This is a genomic window from Klebsiella sp. G-Nf4 (assembly GCF_002810615.1).
Taxonomy (GTDB): Bacteria; Pseudomonadota; Gammaproteobacteria; order Enterobacterales; family Enterobacteriaceae; genus Klebsiella; species Klebsiella variicola.
Window position 1 is genome coordinate 194436 of record NZ_PION01000008.1, and the last position, 18428, is coordinate 212863.

19 protein-coding genes and 1 riboswitch are annotated in these 18428 nt (G+C 58.0%); of the genes, 10 read left to right on the plus strand and 9 right to left on the minus strand.

What is annotated here, in order from left to right; all coding sequences use genetic code 11:
- Positions 1-16: 16 nt before the first annotated feature.
- On the minus strand, positions 17-289 hold the full coding sequence (ubiK, locus tag CWM57_RS17725) for a ubiquinone biosynthesis accessory factor UbiK (protein WP_064166321.1): 273 nt from the start codon (positions 287-289) through the stop codon (positions 17-19).
- Between the two features lie 120 nt (positions 290-409).
- Positions 410-561: riboswitch (FMN riboswitch) on the plus strand.
- A 105-nt stretch (positions 562-666) separates the two neighbouring features.
- Here ubiK and ribB point away from each other — a divergent pair.
- Positions 667-1320, plus strand: coding sequence for a 3,4-dihydroxy-2-butanone-4-phosphate synthase (ribB, locus tag CWM57_RS17730; protein WP_061153284.1), 654 nt, complete (start codon positions 667-669; stop codon positions 1318-1320).
- A 61-nt stretch (positions 1321-1381) separates the two neighbouring features.
- Here ribB and zupT read toward each other — a convergent pair whose 3' ends face one another.
- Positions 1382-2152: a zinc transporter ZupT gene (gene zupT, locus CWM57_RS17735; RefSeq protein ID WP_100676277.1), complete on the minus strand. Its 771-nt coding sequence runs from the start codon at positions 2150-2152 to the stop codon at positions 1382-1384.
- Between the two features lie 186 nt (positions 2153-2338).
- Between zupT and ygiD the strand changes: the two genes are divergently transcribed.
- Positions 2339-3130: a 4,5-DOPA dioxygenase extradiol gene (ygiD, locus tag CWM57_RS17740; RefSeq protein WP_074387574.1), complete on the plus strand. Its 792-nt coding sequence runs from the start codon at positions 2339-2341 to the stop codon at positions 3128-3130.
- Positions 3131-3175: 45 nt separating this feature from the next.
- Here the strand turns inward: ygiD and CWM57_RS17745 are convergent, their stop codons facing one another.
- From CWM57_RS17745 to tolC, 3 genes are all read right to left on the minus strand, one after another.
- On the minus strand, positions 3176-4336 hold the full coding sequence (locus CWM57_RS17745; RefSeq protein ID WP_100631767.1) for a glutathionylspermidine synthase family protein: 1161 nt from the start codon (positions 4334-4336) through the stop codon (positions 3176-3178).
- 5 nt (positions 4337-4341) lie between these two features.
- Positions 4342-5013 (minus strand): DUF1190 family protein, encoded by a 672-nt coding sequence (locus tag CWM57_RS17750; RefSeq protein WP_061153288.1) that lies wholly within the window; start codon positions 5011-5013, stop codon positions 4342-4344.
- A 168-nt stretch (positions 5014-5181) separates the two neighbouring features.
- Positions 5182-6651 carry an outer membrane channel protein TolC gene (gene tolC / locus CWM57_RS17755; RefSeq protein ID WP_100631768.1) on the minus strand — a complete coding sequence of 490 codons (1470 nt, stop codon included), beginning with the start codon at positions 6649-6651 and terminating at the stop codon, positions 5182-5184.
- Positions 6652-6847: 196 nt separating this feature from the next.
- Here tolC and nudF point away from each other — a divergent pair, with 196 nt between their 5' ends.
- From nudF to parE, 5 genes are read left to right on the plus strand one after another with little or no spacing between them, the layout of a single operon-like run.
- A complete protein-coding gene (gene nudF / locus CWM57_RS17760) occupies positions 6848-7480 on the plus strand; it encodes an ADP-ribose diphosphatase (RefSeq protein WP_061153290.1) in 633 nt (210 codons plus the stop codon).
- Positions 7477-7899: a DUF1249 family protein gene (locus tag CWM57_RS17765; RefSeq protein WP_002916847.1), complete on the plus strand. Its 423-nt coding sequence runs from the start codon at positions 7477-7479 to the stop codon at positions 7897-7899. Before nudF ends, CWM57_RS17765 begins: the two co-directional genes overlap by 4 nt.
- Before the next feature lie 24 nt (positions 7900-7923).
- A complete protein-coding gene (gene cpdA / locus CWM57_RS17770) occupies positions 7924-8751 on the plus strand; it encodes a 3',5'-cyclic-AMP phosphodiesterase (RefSeq protein WP_061153291.1) in 828 nt (275 codons plus the stop codon).
- Positions 8751-9326: an esterase YqiA gene (gene yqiA / locus CWM57_RS17775; RefSeq protein WP_061153292.1), complete on the plus strand. Its 576-nt coding sequence runs from the start codon at positions 8751-8753 to the stop codon at positions 9324-9326. The genes cpdA and yqiA overlap by 1 nt, the downstream gene beginning before the upstream one ends.
- Before the next feature lie 30 nt (positions 9327-9356).
- Complete coding sequence (gene parE / locus CWM57_RS17780; RefSeq protein WP_061153293.1) at positions 9357-11252, plus strand: DNA topoisomerase IV subunit B; 1896 nt, start codon at positions 9357-9359, stop codon at positions 11250-11252.
- 72 nt (positions 11253-11324) lie between these two features.
- Here the strand turns inward: parE and CWM57_RS17785 are convergent, their stop codons facing one another.
- The 4 genes from CWM57_RS17785 to qseB form a co-directional block, all read right to left on the minus strand.
- Positions 11325-11639 (minus strand): putative quinol monooxygenase, encoded by a 315-nt coding sequence (locus CWM57_RS17785; RefSeq protein WP_008806512.1) that lies wholly within the window; start codon positions 11637-11639, stop codon positions 11325-11327.
- An 81-nt stretch (positions 11640-11720) separates the two neighbouring features.
- Positions 11721-12302 (minus strand): NAD(P)H-dependent oxidoreductase, encoded by a 582-nt coding sequence (locus tag CWM57_RS17790; protein WP_100676278.1) that lies wholly within the window; start codon positions 12300-12302, stop codon positions 11721-11723.
- Between the two features lie 106 nt (positions 12303-12408).
- A complete protein-coding gene (gene qseC, locus CWM57_RS17795) occupies positions 12409-13758 on the minus strand; it encodes a quorum sensing histidine kinase QseC (RefSeq protein ID WP_100676279.1) in 1350 nt (449 codons plus the stop codon).
- Complete coding sequence (gene qseB / locus CWM57_RS17800) at positions 13755-14414, minus strand: quorum sensing response regulator transcription factor QseB (RefSeq protein ID WP_008806509.1); 660 nt, start codon at positions 14412-14414, stop codon at positions 13755-13757. The genes qseC and qseB overlap by 4 nt, the downstream gene beginning before the upstream one ends.
- A gap of 149 nt (positions 14415-14563) precedes the next feature.
- Here qseB and CWM57_RS17805 point away from each other — a divergent pair, with 149 nt between their 5' ends.
- The 3 genes from CWM57_RS17805 (at position 14564) to parC (ending at position 18298) form a co-directional block, all read left to right on the plus strand.
- Positions 14564-14971, plus strand: a complete 408-nt coding sequence (locus tag CWM57_RS17805; protein ID WP_008806508.1) for a YgiW/YdeI family stress tolerance OB fold protein — start codon at positions 14564-14566, stop codon at positions 14969-14971.
- 77 nt (positions 14972-15048) lie between these two features.
- Positions 15049-15918, plus strand: a complete 870-nt coding sequence (locus tag CWM57_RS17810; RefSeq protein ID WP_100676280.1) for an AraC family transcriptional regulator — start codon at positions 15049-15051, stop codon at positions 15916-15918.
- Between the two features lie 121 nt (positions 15919-16039).
- The gene (gene parC / locus CWM57_RS17815) at positions 16040-18298 is read left to right on the plus strand and encodes a DNA topoisomerase IV subunit A (RefSeq protein WP_061153299.1); all 2259 of its coding nucleotides are present in this window, start codon (positions 16040-16042) and stop codon (positions 18296-18298) included.
- The last annotated feature ends 130 nt before the right edge of the window (positions 18299-18428 follow it).

The following is an 18428-nucleotide window of genomic DNA, read 5'->3' on the forward strand; positions in this document are numbered from 1 at the left end:
CCCAGGGGCCCGTTTTTTACGGCTGCTCTTCGCTGCCAGGCGTCGCTGCCGGGCGGTTTTCGAGGTCATTCAGACGCTGCTCCAGCAGCGCCAGTTTTTCGCGGGTCCGCAGCAAAACCTGAGTCTGTACGTCAAACTCTTCGCGGCTGACCAGATCCAGGCGGGTCAGCTGCGACTGCAGCGCCTGGCGGATTTTCTTCTCAACATCCTCACCCAGATCGCGAAGTCCTTTTGGCATCGACTCATGGACCTGGCGGGCGATTTGTTCAATTTTTTTCGGGTCAATCATGGTGGTTTCCTGCTCGGGTCGGATGATTGATCATTGTAGTGCGAACCAGGCCGCCTATAAACCAGAAATGTTTGAAGCTTATGCATTGCCGAGGATAGTCAATAGCGTTATAGTTATCTCGCTTATTCTCAGGGCGGGGCGAAATTCCCCACCGGCGGTAAATCAACCATCGCGTTGAAAGCCCGCGAGCGCTTCCCGTGACTACGGGAAGGTCAGCAGATCCGGTGTAATTCCGGGGCCGACGGTTAAAGTCCGGATGGGAGAGAGTAACGGCACAGTCGGGCCCAGGCCCGCTCGCGTTGACTTTTGCCGCTAAACCGGCGCTCCTAAGACTGCCCTGATTCTGGTAACCATAATTTTAATGAGGTTTTTTTACCATGAATCAGACGCTCCTTTCTTCTTTTGGTACCGCTTTTGAACGTGTGGAACACGCTTTGGACGCCCTGCGCGAAGGCCGCGGCGTGATGGTGCTTGATGATGAAGACCGTGAAAACGAAGGCGATATGATCTTCGCCGCCGAAACCATGACCGTTGAGCAGATGGCGCTGACCATTCGTCACGGCAGCGGCATTGTGTGCCTGTGCCTGACCGACGATCGCCGCAAACAGCTGGATCTGCCGATGATGGTGGAGAACAACACCAGCGCCTACGGCACCGGCTTTACCGTGACCATCGAAGCGGCCGAAGGTGTGACCACCGGCGTCTCCGCTGCCGACCGCGTGACCACCGTCCGCGCGGCCATCGCCGACGGCGCGAAACCTTCCGATCTCAACCGTCCAGGCCACGTCTTCCCGCTGCGTGCGCAGCCGGGTGGTGTACTGACCCGCGGCGGCCACACCGAAGCCACTATCGATCTCGTGACCCTGGCTGGCTTTAAACCGGCAGGCGTGCTGTGCGAGCTGACCAATGACGATGGCACCATGGCGCGCGCGCCGGAGTGCATCAAGTTCGCTCAGCAGCATAATATGGCGGTGGTCACGATTGAAGATCTGGTGGCCTATCGTCGCGAACATGAGCGTAAAGCCAGCTAAATAGTGGTTCGCTACGCCTGAGCACAGCCCACTTTTTAGTGGGCTGTGTTGTTTCTGCGCCTTAACCGATGCCCATCGTCTGGAGTACCACCAGGCTCAGCCCCATCACCGACATCCCGCACAGGACGCCATAGCTTGGGTTGCTCTGCGGATCGATCTCTTTCGCCAGCGGCATCAGTTCATCGACTGACAGTGCCACCATAATCCCGGCGACGGCAGCCATGATCGCTCCCATCACCAGCGGTGAGACCAGGCTGCCCAGAATCAACCACGCCAGCACGCCGCCCAAAATTTCCGCCATGCCGGAAAGCCCGGCCCAGAGCACCGCCTTGCTGCGCGATCCGGTGGCGGCATACACTGGCCCGGCAACGGCCAGTCCTTCAGGAATATTGTGCAGGGCAACGGCGAGGGCCACGCCCATGCCGAGTTCCAGGTTGTTGCTGGCCGTGACATAGGTGGCGATCCCTTCCGGGAAGTTATGCAGGCTGATACCCAGCGTCAGCAGAATAGCGGTGCGACGTAAATTACGCGGGCGCGGTGCGGCGGGGGTCATCAGATCCTGCGGGTGGGCGTGCGGCAGCAGGCGGTCAAGGCCGAAATAGCCCAGCAGGCCGATGATAAACATCCCGTAACCGAGCAGCGGTGACATACCTTCGGCGGCCAGCGCGGCAGGCAGCATTTCCATCAACGAAATCAATAGCATGATCCCGGCGGCAAAGCCGAGGGAGAAGCCAAGCAGACGGTTAGAGGGTTTCTGACTAATCACGCCAAATATGGCGCCAATAAAGGTTGCGCTACCGGCTAACAGCGTCAATATTAAGGGTGATGACATCGCTACTCTCCCTGTGAAAATAAGTGCATATGAGTATATTGCCTGAGGATGCGCGTACGGGACACGTCCCTTTACCGCGAATTACATTCAAATTTTCTGACGATCATCATCATGGTTATCTGAGTTTATCCTGGCGCAAAAGCGCGTAATGTGAGCACATCACATTGACACCCTAAGGATATCATCATGTCCCGTACCCGAATGCCCGCGTTGTTTCTCGGCCATGGCAGCCCAATGAACGTGCTGGAAGACAACATTTATACTCGCGCCTGGGCTCATCTGGGCGAAACCCTGCCGCGTCCGAAGGCGATTGTGGTGGTCTCTGCGCACTGGTTTACGCGCGGTACGGGCGTGACGGCGATGGAGGCCCCGAAGACCATTCACGACTTCGGCGGTTTCCCGCAGGCGTTGTATGACACCCATTATCCGGCACCGGGCTCTCCGGCGCTGGCGCAACGACTGGTGGAGCTGCTCTCGCCTGTGCCGGTCACCCTCGATAAAGAAGCCTGGGGATTTGACCATGGCTCGTGGGGCGTGTTGATTAAAATGTATCCGCAGGCGGATATCCCGATGGTTCAGTTGAGCATCGACAGCACCAAACCGCCGGCCTGGCATCTCGAAATGGGGCGGAAACTGGCCTCGCTGCGTGATGAAGGCATTATGCTGGTGGCCAGCGGCAACGTGGTGCATAACCTGCGCACCGCCCGCTGGCATGGCGAGAACACGCCGTACCCATGGGCAGAGTCCTTCAATAACTACGTGAAGGCGAATCTGCAATGGCAGGGGCCGGACGAGCAGCACCCGCTGGTTAACTACCTGGCGCATGAGGGGGGCTCGCTCTCCAACCCAACGGCGGAGCATTTTCTGCCGCTGCTGTATGTCCTGGGAGCGTGGGATGGTGTTGAAGCGATGACGATCCCGGTCGATGGCATCGAGATGGGCTCGCTGAGCATGCTGTCGGTAGTGGTTGGCGCCTGATAAGATATTGTGCTCCAGCGGCGATATCGTCGCCGGAGCACGATGTTATTCGACGAAAATGTGCGGATAGAAGCGCGACAGATCCTGGGTGATCAGCGCCCGATCTTCGCGAATGCCGATCCCGGCGGGCTGATCGTTGATGAGCCAGCTGCCAATCAGCGTGTAGCTATCACCAAACTTCGGCAGGGGGTAAAACTCCTGCACGATGGTCCCTTCTTCCCCGTACGGACCTTCCACCGACTCCACGACCTTGCCCTGCTCAACAATGGAGACGTTGGCCCCTTCACGGGAGAAGATCGGCTTAATGACGTACTTCTCCATCTCCGGGTGGGCATCTTCGCTGAAGTAGGCCGCCAGCAGATTCGGGTGATTGGGGAACATTTCCCATAGCATCGGCAGCAACGCTTTGTTGGAGATAATGCTCTTCCACGCCGGCTCCAGCCAGCGGACGCCGGCGTCTTCCAGCTTGGTGGAGAACATCTCCCGCAGCATAAACTCCCACGGATAGAGCTTGAACAGGTTACCAATCACCTGATCCTGCAGATCGGTAAACTGGCCTTTTTCGCCAAGGCCAATATCTTCGATGTAGAGGAATTCCGTCGCCAGGCCAGCTTCGGCGGCGCAGTCCTGCAGGTATTGCACGGTGCCGCGATCTTCAACGGTATCGCGGCAGCAGGCCATATGCAGCAGCTGGAAGCCAAACTGCTCGCGCAGCTCGCCGAAGCGCTCGATGAGTTTTTCCTGCAAGCTGTTGAACTGGTCACTGCCCGCTGGTAGCTTGCCAGCGTTGAGCTGGTCTTCCAGCCAGATCCACTGGAAGAAGGCCGCTTCATACAGCGAGGTCGGGGTGTCGGCATTGTTCTCCAGCAACTTCGGTTCGCCAACACCATCCCAGGCCAGGTCGAGACGCGAGTAGAGCGACGGCTGGTGGGTTTTCCACGACTGGCGCACAAAGCCCCAGGTGTGTTTAGGGATGCGGAATTTGGCCATCAGCTCATCGCTGGCGATCACTTTCTCCACCACCTGGAGGCACATTTGATGCAGCTCGGCGGTGACTTCCTCCAGCTTTTCCACCTGCGCGAGGGTCAGCTTGTAATAAGCCTCTTCGCTCCAGTAGGGCTCGCCGTACATGGTGTGAAAGTTGAAGCCGTACTCGGTCGCTTTCTCGCGCCAGTCCGGGCGCTCAGTAATACTGACTCTTTCCATGTGAGTTAGCCGCCCATCGAGCGAGAAGAGGACGTTGAGCCTGCGGCGCTACGCTGCATGGTCGACTGCTTCGCCACCGACTCGCCGAAACCTCCGCGGGTCACGGTGGTGGTGGTGGCCGGCTTCGGCGCCATCGCGGTTTTCGGCACGTTCATGGTGCGCCCTGGCTGGGCGGCGCCATAGTTCTTGCCGCTGGCGTCGGTGTACTGACCATAAGCCGGGCTGGCCGGATTTTTCGAGCTGAACAGCGGTTGCTGTTGCGCCATGCCGCCGCCCATCAGGCGGCCCATCATATAGCCGGCCATCAGCGGCATCCAGAAGCTGCCGCTGCTTTGCGCCTGCGCCTGATTTTCCGGGGCGACGCCCGCCTGGGCTGGCGTCTGCTGGCACTGGCCTTCGCCAAACTCGGCGACGCAGTCTTCACGGGTGGCATATTTCGGTGCGGTGCGTTCGGCTTCTTTTACCGCGTTGGTGTAGGCCGTGGTGCACTCAGCTGCTTTGCCCGGATTAGCGGCGGAGCAGTCATCAGCGTTCTGGTACAGCGATACCGTTTCGTCGCTTTTTTCACAACCGGCAAGCATAAAAACCGCGGTGACGGCCAGCGCGACCGGCGTCAGATGACGTGCGCTCCAGCTTTTGCGGAATGACGAGTGATTAATTTTTTTTGTCCGTTTCATATTTGTCTTCCAGGACCCAGTGGTATGGCGTGTGTTAACGCTCAGGATAGAGGATGAGTGGTGGAAAATGAAGCGAAGAGGGGCGATAAGCGGGGGATCTTTACGTTGCCTTACGTTTAACGCATCGCCTGTCCGACGGACAGGCGATGCGCGTCACAGTAATGCGAATTACTGACGGAACGGATTGCTGCTGCTGGTCTGCGTCGTCCGCGTGGACGCCGGTTTCACCGCTGCGGTGGTGTTGCCATAGCCATCGGCGGTGGCATCCTGCTGTGGATTTTCCGGCGCGACGCTGTCCGCGGAGGTGGGGATCGGTTTGCCCAGCGTGTTGTTCAGCGCCACCAGATCCTGCTCGTTCAGGGTACCTAACGCCGACTTGATATTCAGCTCGTTGATCAGGTAGTTATAGCGCGCATTAGAGAGCTGCTGCTTGGCGTTATACAGCGTGGTGGTGGCGTCGAGGACGTCAACGATGGTACGCGTACCCACCGAGTAGCCTGCTTCCATCGCATCCAGGGAGCTTTGCGCAGAGACCACCGCCTGTTTGTAGGCGTTGATGCTGCTGATGGAGGCGTTCACGTTGTTAAACGACGAACGCACAGTCTGCACGACGCTGCGGTGGGCGCTTTCCAGCTGCTCGCTGGCGCCAACGAAGTTGTATTGCGCCTGTTTGACCTGCGAGGTCACCGCGCCGCCCTGATACAGTGGCAGAGAGAAGTTCAGGCCGATTTGGTTCTGCCCAACGTCACTGTCGTTGTAGGCGAGTGGGGTATTGGTTTTTGAACCGTTGTAACGCGTATTCGAGACGCCGGTAGAGGCGGAAAGGTTCAGGGTCGGCAAATGACCGTCCTGCGCCTGGCGAATCTGCTCGCGAGCCAGGTCCTGGCTCAGACGCGCCTGCAGCAGCGACAGGTTGCGGTTCTCCGCTTCCTTCAGCAGGGCGTTGACCGCCTGCGGCTTGTTGGTTTTGAAGCCATTCACGTTCAGCGAGGCCAGCTCCGGGTAGTAGTTGCCGGTGACCTGGCGCAGTTCTTCGACGGCGTTGTCGAGATCGTTACGCGCGGTGACTTCGTTCGCCAGCACGGCGTCGTATTGTGAACGGGCGTTCTGCACGTCGGTGATCGCCACCAGGCCTACGTTAAAGCGCTGCGTGGTTTGATCCAACTGGCGGTAAATAGCCTGTTTCTGCGCTTCGGTATAGGAGAGCGTGTCGATGGCGGCCAGCACTTTAAAATAGGCCGTCGCGGTATTCAGAATCAGCGTTTGCTGATCGGTCTGATACGTGACATCCTGAATCCCTGCCGTTTTTTCCTGCAGCGTCAGGGCGCGCCATTTCGACATATCAAACAGAACCTGCGTTAACTGCAGCGAGCCGCTGGTGACGTTAGAGTTGACGCCGTTGTTGTCGCGATAGCCATTGTTATAGGTATAATCCGCTCCCAGCCCAAGCTGAGGCAGTAATGGACTGCGCGCTTCATTGATCTTTTCGAACGCGGCGTCACGATCGGCTGCCGATTTACGCAGATCGGGGTTGCTGATGCGCGCCTGCTGGTAAACCTGAAGCAGGTTTTCCGCCTGGCTCATGGCGCTGAACCCGGTCAGGCTCAGGCCGATAAGAATGGGGAGCAATTTCTTCATTTGCATTCCTTGTTGTGAAGCATTTAGCGCTGGTCTAATTCTAAGAAAAATTCCGCTGATTGTATCGATTCTGCCGCCGTAAAAAGTTGGCGTTACGTGCCATCCGGCGGTAATTTGCACCAATCTAACATACGGACCGTAAAACGGTAGCCAAACGGTCTGGAAATCCCTAATTTCGGATTCGCAGGACATGACAATGAGCAAACCCATTCAGCAGGGAATTACCTTCTTCAAAAATGATGTAGAAATTATTGCACGCGAAACGCTGTATCGTGGTTTTTTTTCGCTCGATTTATACCGTTTTCGCCACCGTCTGTTTAACGGCGGCATGAGCGACGAAGTCACCCGTGAAATTTTTGAGCGCGGGCATGCCGCCGTCTTGCTACCCTTTGACCCGGTGCGGGACGAAGTGGTGCTCGTCGAACAAATCCGTATCGCCGCCTATGATACCAGCGAGAGCCCGTGGCTGCTCGAAATGGTCGCCGGCATGATCGAAGAGGGGGAGACGGTGGAAGACGTTGCCCGTCGTGAAGCGCTGGAGGAGGCCGGACTTGAAGTCGGGCGGACGAAACCAATATTAAGCTATCTGGCCAGCCCTGGCGGCACCAGCGAACGGTTATCGATCCTGGTGGGAGAAGTTGATGCATCCACGGCAAAAGGCATTCACGGCCTGGCCGAGGAAAACGAGGATATTCGGGTGCATGTGGTGAGCCGGGAACAGGCTTACCAGTGGGTAGAAGAGGGGAAAATCGATAACGCAGCCTCTGTCATCGCCTTGCAATGGCTGCAATTGCATTATCACAATTTACGAAACGAGTGGACAAAATGAAGCGTTATACACCTGACTTCCCTGAGATGATGCGCCTGTGCGAGACCAACTTCGCGCAGTTGCGCCGCCTGTTGCCGCGAACGGATGCAGCGGGTGAGAAGGTAAGCTATCAGGTGGGAAGCGCGCAGTATCGGTTAACGATAGTTGAATCGACCCGCTACACTACTCTGGTGGCGATAGAACAGACTCTGCCTGCGGTGAGCTACTGGAGCCTGCCATCCATGACCGTTCGCCTCTACCATGATGCCATGGTGGCCGAAGTGTGTTCGAGTCAGCAGATCTTTCGCTTCAAAGCGCGGTATGATTATCCTAATAAAAAGTTGCATCAACGCGACGAAAAGCATCAAATTAACCAGTTTCTGGCCGACTGGCTGCGTTACTGTTTAGCACATGGAGCGATGGCGATTCCGGTTTGTTAGCGTCGTTAAACCTAAGGACACCATTTGGAAAGCCTGTTAAACCTACCTCTGGCTGGTGAGGCCAGAGTCAGGATCTTACAAATTACTGATACTCACCTGTTTGCTGAAAAACATGAAACGTTGTTAGGCATTAATACCTGGGAAAGTTATCAGGCCGTACTGTCGGCTATTCATGCCTCACAGCGTCCATGTGATCTGATTGTCGCAACAGGCGATCTGGCGCAGGACCACTCCTCCGCGGCCTATCAGCATTTTGCTGAGGGTATCGCGAGTTTTGCTGCACCCTGCGTCTGGCTACCGGGTAACCATGATTTCCAGCCGGCGATGTACAGTACGCTGCAGGAGTCAGGCATTTCACCCGCCAAACGTGTGTTTCTCGGCGACCACTGGCAGATCCTGCTGCTGGACAGCCAGGTGTTTGGCGTTCCCCATGGCGAGCTGAGCGACTTCCAGCTGGAGTGGCTCGAACACAAGCTGGCGGAAGCGCCGGAGCGTTATACCTTACTCCTGCTGCACCACCATCCGCTGCCTGCTGGTTGCAGCTGGCTGGATCAGCACAGCCTGCGCAACGCTGGCGCGCTGGACCGCGCGCTGAGCGCCTGGCCGCGGGTGAGGCATCTGCTGTGCGGCCATATTCATCAGGAGCTGGATCTGGACTGGAATGGCCGGCGCATGATGGCGACGCCGTCGACCTGCGTTCAGTTCAAACCGCACTGCGCCAATTTCACTCTGGATACCGTCTCACCCGGCTGGCGCTGGCTGGAGCTGCATCCTGATGGGACGTTGACCACCGAAGTGTGCCGCCTGGAAGGCGCCGAGTTTCACCCGGATATAGCTTCAGAAGGCTACTGATGGCGACGCTTCTTTATCTGCACGGCTTTAACAGTTCCCCGCGCTCGGCGAAGGCGATGGCGTTAAACACCTGGCTGTCGCAGCAGCACCCCGACATCACCATGGTGGTGCCGGAGCTGCCGCCTTATCCGGCTGAAACGGCAGAGCTGCTGGAATCCATTGTGCTGGAGCATGGCGGCGAGCCACTCGGGGTTGTGGGGTCGTCGCTGGGCGGCTACTACGCGACCTGGCTGTCGCAGTGCTTTATGGTGCCGGCAGTGGTCGTCAACCCGGCGGTGCGCCCGTTTGAACTGCTGAACAATTTTCTCGGCCACAATGAGAATCCATACACCGGGCAGCAATATGTGCTAGAGTCTCGCCATATTTACGATCTCAAAGTCATGCAAATCGACCCGCTTGAAGCGCCGGATTTACTCTGGTTGCTGCAGCAGACCGGGGATGAAGTGCTTGATTACCGCCAGGCCGTTCATTACTACGCCTCCTGCCGGCAAACGGTGGAGGAGGGCGGTAATCACGCATTTGTCGGCTTTGACGATCATTTCACTCAGATTATCGAATTTCTCGGCCTGTGCTAAACGGCCCTGAACGACCTACGAATACACACCATGACGCAATCTTCATATAACGCTGATGCCATTGAGGTACTCACCGGGCTAGAGCCGGTGCGCCGCCGTCCGGGCATGTATACCGACACCACCCGTCCTAACCATCTTGGTCAGGAAGTTATTGATAACAGTGTGGATGAAGCGCTGGCAGGCCACGCCAAACGCGTGGAAGTTATCCTTCATGCCGACCAGTCCCTGGAAGTCATTGACGACGGGCGCGGCATGCCGGTCGACATCCACCCGGAAGAAGGGGTGCCGGCGGTCGAGCTGATCCTCTGCCGACTGCACGCGGGCGGGAAGTTTTCCAACAAAAACTACCAGTTTTCCGGCGGCCTGCACGGGGTCGGGATCTCGGTGGTCAACGCCCTGTCAAAACGCGTAGAGGTGAATGTTCGTCGCGACGGTCAGGTCTACAGCATCGCCTTTGAAAACGGTGAAAAAGTAGAAGATCTGCATGTCACCGGTACCTGTGGCAAACGCAATACCGGGACCAGTGTCCATTTCTGGCCGGACGAAAGCTTCTTCGACAGCCCGCGTTTCTCCGTTTCGCGTTTGACCCACCTGCTAAAAGCGAAAGCGGTGCTGTGCCCCGGCGTGGAAATCGTCTTTCGCGACCAGGTTAACGACAGCGAGCAGCGCTGGTGCTATGCCGATGGCCTTAACGACTACCTGTGCGAAGCCGTAAACGGCTTGCCGCTGTTGCCGGAAAAACCGTTCGTCGGCACCTTCTCCGGCGAGACGGAAGCCGTGGACTGGGCGCTGCTGTGGCTGCCGGAAGGCGGCGAACTGCTGACCGAAAGCTACGTCAACCTGATCCCGACCATGCAGGGTGGGACGCACGTTAACGGTCTGCGTCAGGGGCTGCTGGATGCGATGCGGGAGTTCTGCGAATACCGTAATATCCTGCCGCGCGGCGTGAAGCTGTCAGCGGAAGATATCTGGGATCGCTGCGCCTACGTGCTGTCGGTGAAAATGCAGGATCCGCAGTTCGCCGGGCAAACCAAAGAGCGTCTGTCGTCGCGCCAGTGCGCGGCGTTCGTCTCTGGCGTGGTGAAAGATGCCTTCAGCCTGTGGCTGAACCAGAACGTGCAGGCTGCTGAACTGCTGGCGGAGATGGCTATCTCCAGCGCCCAGCGTCGTCTGCGCGCTGCCAAGAAAGTGGTGCGTAAAAAGCTGACCAGCGGTCCGGCGTTGCCGGGTAAGCTGGCGGACTGTACCGCGCAGGACCTGAACCGCACCGAGCTGTTCCTCGTCGAAGGGGACTCGGCGGGCGGTTCAGCCAAGCAGGCGCGCGATCGCGAATATCAGGCGATCATGCCGCTGAAAGGCAAGATCCTGAATACCTGGGAAGTCTCTTCCGATGAAGTGTTAGCTTCGCAAGAAGTTCACGACATTTCGGTGGCAATTGGTATTGACCCGGATAGCGATGATTTAAGCCAGCTGCGCTACGGCAAAGTTTGTATTCTGGCGGATGCGGACTCCGATGGTCTGCACATCGCTACCCTGCTGTGCGCGCTGTTTGTGAGACATTTTCGTACTCTGGTGAAAGAGGGGCACGTCTACGTCGCGCTGCCGCCTCTGTACCGTATCGACCTTGGTAAAGAGGTCTACTACGCGCTGACGGAAGAAGAAAAAACCGGCGTGCTGGAGCAACTGAAGCGCAAGAAGGGCAAACCAAACGTCCAGCGTTTTAAAGGTCTGGGTGAGATGAACCCAATGCAGTTGCGGGAAACCACGCTTGATCCGAACACCCGCCGCCTGGTGCAACTGGTGATCAGCGATGAGGATGAACAGCAGACCACGGCGATGATGGATATGCTGTTGGCCAAGAAGCGTTCCGAAGACCGTCGCAACTGGCTGCAGGAGAAGGGCGATATGGCGGACCTGGAAGCCTGAGTCTGCACGTTTCACCAGACGTAAAAGGGAGCCTCAGGCTCCCTTTTTCATTTCACGGCTGCGTCGGCGGGCTTAGACGCCAGGCTGCAGGATACGGATGGTGGTTTCCAGCACATCGCCTTTGACCGCTTCCGACCAGGCTTTCATGTGTGGCGTCTGCAGGTGCGCTTCAAGATGCGCGACGCTTTCCCACTGCTCCACCATGACGATAGAGTCGGGGGCCGTGGTCTGGAAGCTGACGCCGGCGGCATGATCTACCATCGGCGCGTAGCCGTGGCAGCCGGCCTCCTGCAAAACGGTCGGAATGATTTTCGCGAACTGATCGAGAACCGCCTGACGGTGGTGCTGGCCCGGGCGGGTACGGATTTCTGCAATCACTGTTAACATGGTTAACTCAACTCCTTCTGTGTGTATCTCGTCATACTCCAGGTTCGAATAACTCGAAATATGTAGAGCGTTGACCTGTAGTTAACCAAAAATTTCCGCCAGATGCTTGCGATATTCTGCGATATACCGTGGGACATCAGGCATTTTAATCACGTCGTTGGCGATAAAGGTCGGCAGCGCCTCCAATCCCAGGAACTGGTTGGCTTTATGGAACGGCAGGTAAACGCCGTCAACGCCAACGCCGTGGAAGAACTGGTCTTCGTCGGTGAAGGCTTCCATCGGCGCGTTCCAGGTCAGGGAGAGCATATATTTTTTCCCCTGCACCAGGCCGCCGGAGCCATATTTTTTGCTGGCGTCGGAGCGGGTACGACCGTCGCTGGCGTACAGCGAGCCGTGGCCTTCGGTAAAGACATCATCCATATATTTCTTCACCGTCCACGGCGCGCCCATCCACCAGCCAGGCATCTGCCAGATCACCACATCGGCCCACAGGAAATTCTGCACTTCTGCTTTTACGTCGTACTCGCTTTCGGCGCGAACGCTTTTAACATCGTGCCCGGCGTCGCGCAGATAACTCTCCGCGACCTCGGTCAGGGTGTCGTTCAGCTGGCCATTCGAGTGCGCGAACTTTTTTGCGCCATTGATAATCAGGATGTTGCTCATCATTTGTCCTCAATCTTGAAAATTTGCCGACGATCTTACCCCGCGAAGCGGGGCAGTAAAATGAGCAAAATGTGCAAAGTCTTTTGCCAAAAGAGCAATAATCTCGCTACCAGTACACACGGGCTTCGAAGCCGCCATCGCGGGCGTTAGCAAAATCAACCTGCATGCCATGCAGCGAGGCGATGCGCCGGACGATCGACAGGCCCAGGCCGCTGCCCGGCGCGTCCTGCCCCGGCGGGCGATAAAAACGCTCGCCGATACGCGCCAGTGCCTGCGGGCTAATGCCTGGGCCGTTATCACGCACCCGAAACTCGCGGGCGTTGAGCGTGATATCAACCTGGCTGCCGCGCGGGCTGTAGCGCACAGCGTTATCCAGCAGGTTGCGTACCAGCAGGCTGAGCAGCAGCGGCTGGCCGGTGCGGGCGATGCCGGCGGCATTAAGATGCAGGCGCAGCTCAATCCCGGACTGCTGCGCGTGGTGATACATCTCCATCACCGCCGACTGCAGCAGGTCGTCGATGGCGACCGGTTGCACGTCATCCAGTTGGGCGAGTGAGTCCAGCCGCGACAGCGTCAGCAGCTGATCGACCAGCCGGGTGGCGCGATCGATCCCCTGGTGGAGCTGGGCCAGCGCTTTCTCACGTCCTTCTGCATCGTCCATAGAGAGCTGGGCGACTTCGGTCTGCACCTTCAGCGCCGCCAGCGGGCTGCGCAGCTCATGGGCGGCATCAGAGGTAAACCGACGTTCGCGCAGCATGGCGTCGTGGGTGCGCTGGAACAGCTGATTCAGGGCCTCGACCAACGGGCGGACTTCAGAGGGGATCTTCTCCACGCTGAGCGATTCCGCTGAATCCGGCGCGCGCAGGCGCAGCGTGCGCGCCAGCTTTTTCAACGGCGCCAGTTCGCGGCTTAACAGCACGATAAGCAGCACGAACATCAGCGGCAGGGCGATCATCCACGGGGTGAGCTGCGAGGTCACGATATCCATCGCCATTTCACGCCGATAATCCCACTCCTGGCCGACGGCGATGCGATGGCGACCGTCGGCGGTGGTTAGCCACAGGAAGCGCCATTCGTCATCATCGCCGCGCAGGTAGCCATCACTGAACCCCTCGCGCTGCGAGTTCCACTGGATATCCTCCCCGTTCTCGCCGTCGTTGAGCACCATGGTGCCGTCGCGGGTGAAGATGGCGAACGCCAGCGCGTCGTCGTCGATGTGTCCATGCCGCACCTTTTTCTTTTCACCGAGCGATGCGGGCGGGGCGTGGAGTTCATCGAAATGCATGGCGCTCAGGCGGCGGGCGAACAGCAGCTGCTGGGTATCGAACAGCTTATCCAGCTTTTTGCTGGTTTGCTGCCAGGCGATCACGCTGGCGATGCCCCAGGCGGCCGCGGTCAGCACAGCAAACAGCAGCGTCAGACGGACGCGCAGGCTCAGGCGGGCAAGTCGTTTCATGCGTCACCCAGGGTATAGCCGATGCCGTGGACGGTGCGGATAAACCCGCTGCCGAGTTTGCGGCGTAGATGATGGACGTGAACTTCCACGGCGTTGCTGGAGACCTCGTCGTCCCAGGTGTAGAGCTTTTCTTCGATAAGCTTGCGCGGCAACACGCGACCGGCGTTACGCAGCAGCAGTTCCAGCAGGGCGAACTCTTTCGGCTTTAGTACCAGGCTCTCGCCGTCGAGGCTGGCGGTTAAGCGGTTCGGGTCGAGGCTCACCTTGCCGTGGCGCAGCTCGCTGCTGCTCTGGCCGTGCGCGCGACGGATCAACGCTTCAAGACGTGCCGCCACTTCAATCAGGGCGAAAGGTTTGCACAGGTAGTCATCGGCGCCGAGCCGTAGCCCCTCCACTCGTTGGCTGAGCGCATCGCGGGCGGTGAGGATCAGCACCGGCTCATGGCGGCCCTTGTCCCGCCATTCGCGCAGAATATCGAGGCCATCGATGCCGGGGAGGGTGAGATCCAGGATTGCGGCGTCGTAGGGGGCGCTGTATAAGGCATTCTTGCCCTCCAGTCCGGCGGTAAACCAGTCGATGCTGAAGCCCATTTTGCTTAGGCCGGCTTTGATGCCGTCACCGATCAGCTTGTCATCTTCCACCAATAATATGCGCATGTTTCCCTCCGACGATCCTGTTTCTTAGCGCAGTAAACCGCGTTGAAGCCGGCGATGTACAGCATTAAAATTTCTTTTTTCCGCTTAAGAAGTCGTTAAGTTTTGTCAGGCGTAATAGGAGCCATATCAACACGAAGGGAGAACACATCATGAAGAAAATTGCTGCGATGACCGCGATCGTTGCCCTGGTTTCCATGCCGGTGCTGGCTGCCGAACAGGGCGGGTTTACCGGTCCTTCTTCGACCACGCAGGTCAGTTCGACCGCGCAGGCAGGCGGATTCACCGGCCCGAGCGGCGCGGTGACCACTGTCGCCAATGCCAAATCGCTGCGGGACGATACCTGGGTGACCCTGCGCGGCAAGATAACCGAGCGCATTTCTGACGATCTGTATAAGTTTCAGGATGCTTCCGGGGTGATCAATGTCGATATCGACCACAAGCGCTGGAACGGCGTGACCGTCGGCCCGCAGGACACGGTAGAAATTCAGGGGGAAGTCGATAAGGACTGGAACTCGGTAGAAATCGACGTTAAACAGATCCGTAAAATCGCGCCATAAGTCTTCGTCAGATAAGCGCAAGATCGGTCAGGAATCGCTATCCTCGCTCTGTCAGAGTATGTCGCGAGGAGGAGACGATGAACGATATTAAGGCCAGCCCGGCGTATGCCGGGCGCTTCCAGCGTGTCTGTAGGTACATTGCGCGCCATCTTGATGAGCCGCTGTCGCTGGAGGCGCTGAGCGCGATAGCGCACAGTTCGCCTTACCATTTTCACCGGCAATTTAGCGCTTATACCGGCATTCCATTGTACCGGTATATTCAGTGGTTGCGTCTGCGACGCGCCTGTTGGCGTCTGGCGTTCAACCCACGCGATAAAGTCATCGATATTGCCCTTGATGCCGGATTTCAGAATGCGGAGTCGTTCAGTCGTGCCTTCCGTACCGCGTTTGACCAAAGCCCGACCCAGTTCCGTCAGCAACCGGACTGGGCCGAGTGGCATCGACGCGTACCGAAACATACGCTACAGGAGCAAACGTCGATGGACGTCAATATTATTTCGTTCCCCACCACCCGGGTAGCCGTACTGCAACATCGCGGTAGCCCGGACCTTGTCAACGCGACCGCCGCGCGTTTTATCGCCTGGCGTAAGACGAGCGGATTATCGCCCGTCGCCACCAGCGATACCTGGGGGATCGCCTGGGACGATCCGCAGACCACCCCGCAGGAGGCATTTCGGTTTGATATCTGCGGCACGGTCGAACGGCCGGTCGATGAAAACGCCTTTGGCGTGATTAACGGCGAAATCCCCGGCGGACGCTGCGCCGTCGTGCGCCATCACGGCTCGCTGGACACGCTGGCGAACAGCGTTTGGTTTCTCTATCGCGACTGGTTACCCGCGTCAGGCGAGACGTTACGGGATTATCCGGTGTACTTCCGTTACCTCAATTTTGTCCATGAGGTGGCTGAGCATGAACTGCAAACCGATATTTATCTGCCGCTGGCCTGATTAAGCGTGACGGAATCCTCAGCCGATCTCACGCCCTGTGACTCAGGGCGTGAGATCGGGTATTATCGCGGGTAGTTTTGCCGTCCGAACGGTCGGTACCCAGATTGAGGATCCACGATTAATGAGCGATATGGCAGAGCGCCTTGCGCTGCATGAATTTACGGAAAATGCTTACCTGAACTACTCCATGTACGTGATTATGGACAGGGCATTACCGTTTATTGGCGATGGCTTAAAACCGGTCCAGCGTCGCATCGTCTATGCGATGTCCGAGCTGGGGCTGAACGCCAGCGCGAAATTCAAAAAGTCCGCCCGCACCGTCGGCGACGTGTTGGGTAAATATCACCCGCACGGCGACAGCGCCTGCTATGAAGCGATGGTGCTGATGGCGCAGCCGTTCTCTTACCGCTACCCGCTGGTAGACGGGCAGGGGAACTGGGGGGCGCCGGACGATCCGAAATCCTTCGCGGCGATGCGTTACACCGAGTCCCGCCTGTCGAAATACGCCGAATTGCTGCTCAGCGAACTGGGGCAGGGCACCGTTGATTGGGTACCGAACTTTGACGGTACGATGCAGGAGCCGAAAATGCTGCCTGCGCGTCTGCCGAACATCCTGCTTAATGGCACCACCGGCATCGCGGTGGGCATGGCCACTGATATTCCGCCGCACAACCTGCGTGAAGTCGCCAAAGCGGCCATTACGCTGATTGAGCAGCCGAAAACGACCCTCGACGAACTGCTGGATATCGTGCAGGGGCCGGATTTCCCGACCGAGGCGGAGATCATCACCTCGCGGGCGGAAATTCGCAAAATCTACCAGAACGGACGCGGCTCAGTGCGCATGCGCGCAGTGTGGAGCAAAGAGGACGGCGCGGTGGTGATTAGCGCGCTGCCGCACCAGGTCTCCGGCGCCAAAGTGCTGGAGCAGATTGCGGCGCAGATGCGCAATAAAAAGCTGCCGATGGTCGACGACCTGCGCGACGAATCGGACCACGAAAATCCGACTCGTCTGGTGATCGTCCCGCGCTCCAACCGGGTGGATATGGAACAGGTGATGAACCACCTGTTTGCCACTACCGATCTGGAAAAAAGCTACCGCATCAACCTCAATATGATCGGCCTCGACGGACGCCCGGCGGTGAAAAACCTGCTGGAGATCCTCAGCGAATGGCTGGTGTTCCGTCGCGATACCGTGCGTCGCCGTCTGAACCATCGGTTAGAGAAAGTGCTTAAGCGCCTGCATATCCTCGAAGGTTTGCTGGTGGCGTTTCTCAATATCGATGAAGTGATCGAGATCATCCGCACCGAAGATGAACCGAAGCCAGCCCTGATGTCGCGCTTTGGCATCAGCGAAACCCAGGCGGAAGCGATTCTGGAATTAAAACTGCGCCACCTCGCCAAACTGGAAGAGATGAAGATCCGCGGCGAGCAGGACGAGCTGGAAAAAGAGCGCGACCAGCTGCAGGCGATTCTGGCTTCTGAACGTAAGATGAACAACCTGCTGAAAAAAGAGCTGCAGGCTGATGCCGATGCTTTCGGCGACGATCGCCGCTCGCCGCTTCACGAACGTGAAGAAGCGAAAGCGATGAGCGAGCATGATATGCAGCCGTCTGAGCCAGTGACTATCGTCCTGTCGCAGATGGGCTGGGTGCGGAGCGCCAAAGGGCACGACATTGACGCCCAGGGCTTGAGCTATAAAGCGGGCGACAGCTGGAAGGCCTCGGCGAAAGGCAAGAGCAACCAGCCGGTGGTGTTTATCGATACCACCGGACGCAGCTATGCCATCGATCCGATTACCCTGCCTTCCGCGCGTGGCCAGGGTGAGCCGCTTACCGGTAAGTTGACTCTGCCGCCGGGCGCGACCGTGGAACATATGCTGATGGAAAGCGACGATCGCAAGCTGCTGATGGCTTCCGACGCTGGCTACGGTTTTGTCTGCACCTTCAACGATCTGGTGGCGCGCAACCGTGCCGGTAAAGCGCTGATCACCCTGCCTGACAATGCGCACGTGATGCCGCCGCTGGTGATTGAGGACGAGTCCGATATGCTGCTGGCCATCACCGCCGCCGGGCGGATGCTGATGTTCCCGGTGAGCGATCTACCGCAGCTGTCGAAAGGCAAGGGCAACAAAATTATCAGTATTCCGGCGGCGGAAGCCGCAGCCGGGCAGGATGGCCTGGCGCATCTGTTTATCCTGGCTCCGCAGAGCACGCTCACCATCCATGTTGGCAAACGGAAGATCAAACTGCGTCCGGAAGAGCTGCAAAAAGTCACTGGCGAGCGTGGCCGTCGCGGTTCGCTGATGCGCGGACTGCAGAAGATTGACCGTGTTGAAATCGACTCGCCGCGCCGCGCCGCGGCAGGCGATAGCGAAGAGTAAACGCCACTCCTCCCGTCGTTGACGGGAGGAGGCGAAAAAATGCCGCAAAATCGTTGTTTATTCAGACGTTGCGATTAACAATGTCCATCACCAGGGACCCAGGAAGAACGGTCCCGGCCTGCGCAGAACT

What these genes read in the sequence shown, in the direction of transcription:
- ubiK (WP_064166321.1), bottom strand. Translation starts at nt 289, where the DNA reads ATGATTGACCCGAAAAAAATTGAACAAATCGCCCGCCAGGTCCATGAG.
- ribB (WP_061153284.1), top strand. Translation starts at nt 667, where the DNA reads ATGAATCAGACGCTCCTTTCTTCTTTTGGTACCGCTTTTGAACGTGTG.
- zupT (WP_100676277.1), bottom strand. Translation starts at nt 2,152, where the DNA reads ATGTCATCACCCTTAATATTGACGCTGTTAGCCGGTAGCGCAACCTTT.
- ygiD (WP_074387574.1), top strand. Translation starts at nt 2,339, where the DNA reads ATGTCCCGTACCCGAATGCCCGCGTTGTTTCTCGGCCATGGCAGCCCA.
- CWM57_RS17745 (WP_100631767.1), bottom strand. Translation starts at nt 4,336, where the DNA reads ATGGAAAGAGTCAGTATTACTGAGCGCCCGGACTGGCGCGAGAAAGCG.
- CWM57_RS17750 (WP_061153288.1), bottom strand. Translation starts at nt 5,013, where the DNA reads ATGAAACGGACAAAAAAAATTAATCACTCGTCATTCCGCAAAAGCTGG.
- tolC (WP_100631768.1), bottom strand. Translation starts at nt 6,651, where the DNA reads ATGAAGAAATTGCTCCCCATTCTTATCGGCCTGAGCCTGACCGGGTTC.
- nudF (WP_061153290.1), top strand. Translation starts at nt 6,848, where the DNA reads ATGAGCAAACCCATTCAGCAGGGAATTACCTTCTTCAAAAATGATGTA.
- CWM57_RS17765 (WP_002916847.1), top strand. Translation starts at nt 7,477, where the DNA reads ATGAAGCGTTATACACCTGACTTCCCTGAGATGATGCGCCTGTGCGAG.
- yqiA (WP_061153292.1), top strand. Translation starts at nt 8,751, where the DNA reads ATGGCGACGCTTCTTTATCTGCACGGCTTTAACAGTTCCCCGCGCTCG.
- parE (WP_061153293.1), top strand. Translation starts at nt 9,357, where the DNA reads ATGACGCAATCTTCATATAACGCTGATGCCATTGAGGTACTCACCGGG.
- CWM57_RS17785 (WP_008806512.1), bottom strand. Translation starts at nt 11,639, where the DNA reads ATGTTAACAGTGATTGCAGAAATCCGTACCCGCCCGGGCCAGCACCAC.
- CWM57_RS17790 (WP_100676278.1), bottom strand. Translation starts at nt 12,302, where the DNA reads ATGAGCAACATCCTGATTATCAATGGCGCAAAAAAGTTCGCGCACTCG.
- qseC (WP_100676279.1), bottom strand. Translation starts at nt 13,758, where the DNA reads ATGAAACGACTTGCCCGCCTGAGCCTGCGCGTCCGTCTGACGCTGCTG.
- qseB (WP_008806509.1), bottom strand. Translation starts at nt 14,414, where the DNA reads ATGCGCATATTATTGGTGGAAGATGACAAGCTGATCGGTGACGGCATC.
- CWM57_RS17805 (WP_008806508.1), top strand. Translation starts at nt 14,564, where the DNA reads ATGAAGAAAATTGCTGCGATGACCGCGATCGTTGCCCTGGTTTCCATG.
- CWM57_RS17810 (WP_100676280.1), top strand. Translation starts at nt 15,049, where the DNA reads ATGAACGATATTAAGGCCAGCCCGGCGTATGCCGGGCGCTTCCAGCGT.
- parC (WP_061153299.1), top strand. Translation starts at nt 16,040, where the DNA reads ATGAGCGATATGGCAGAGCGCCTTGCGCTGCATGAATTTACGGAAAAT.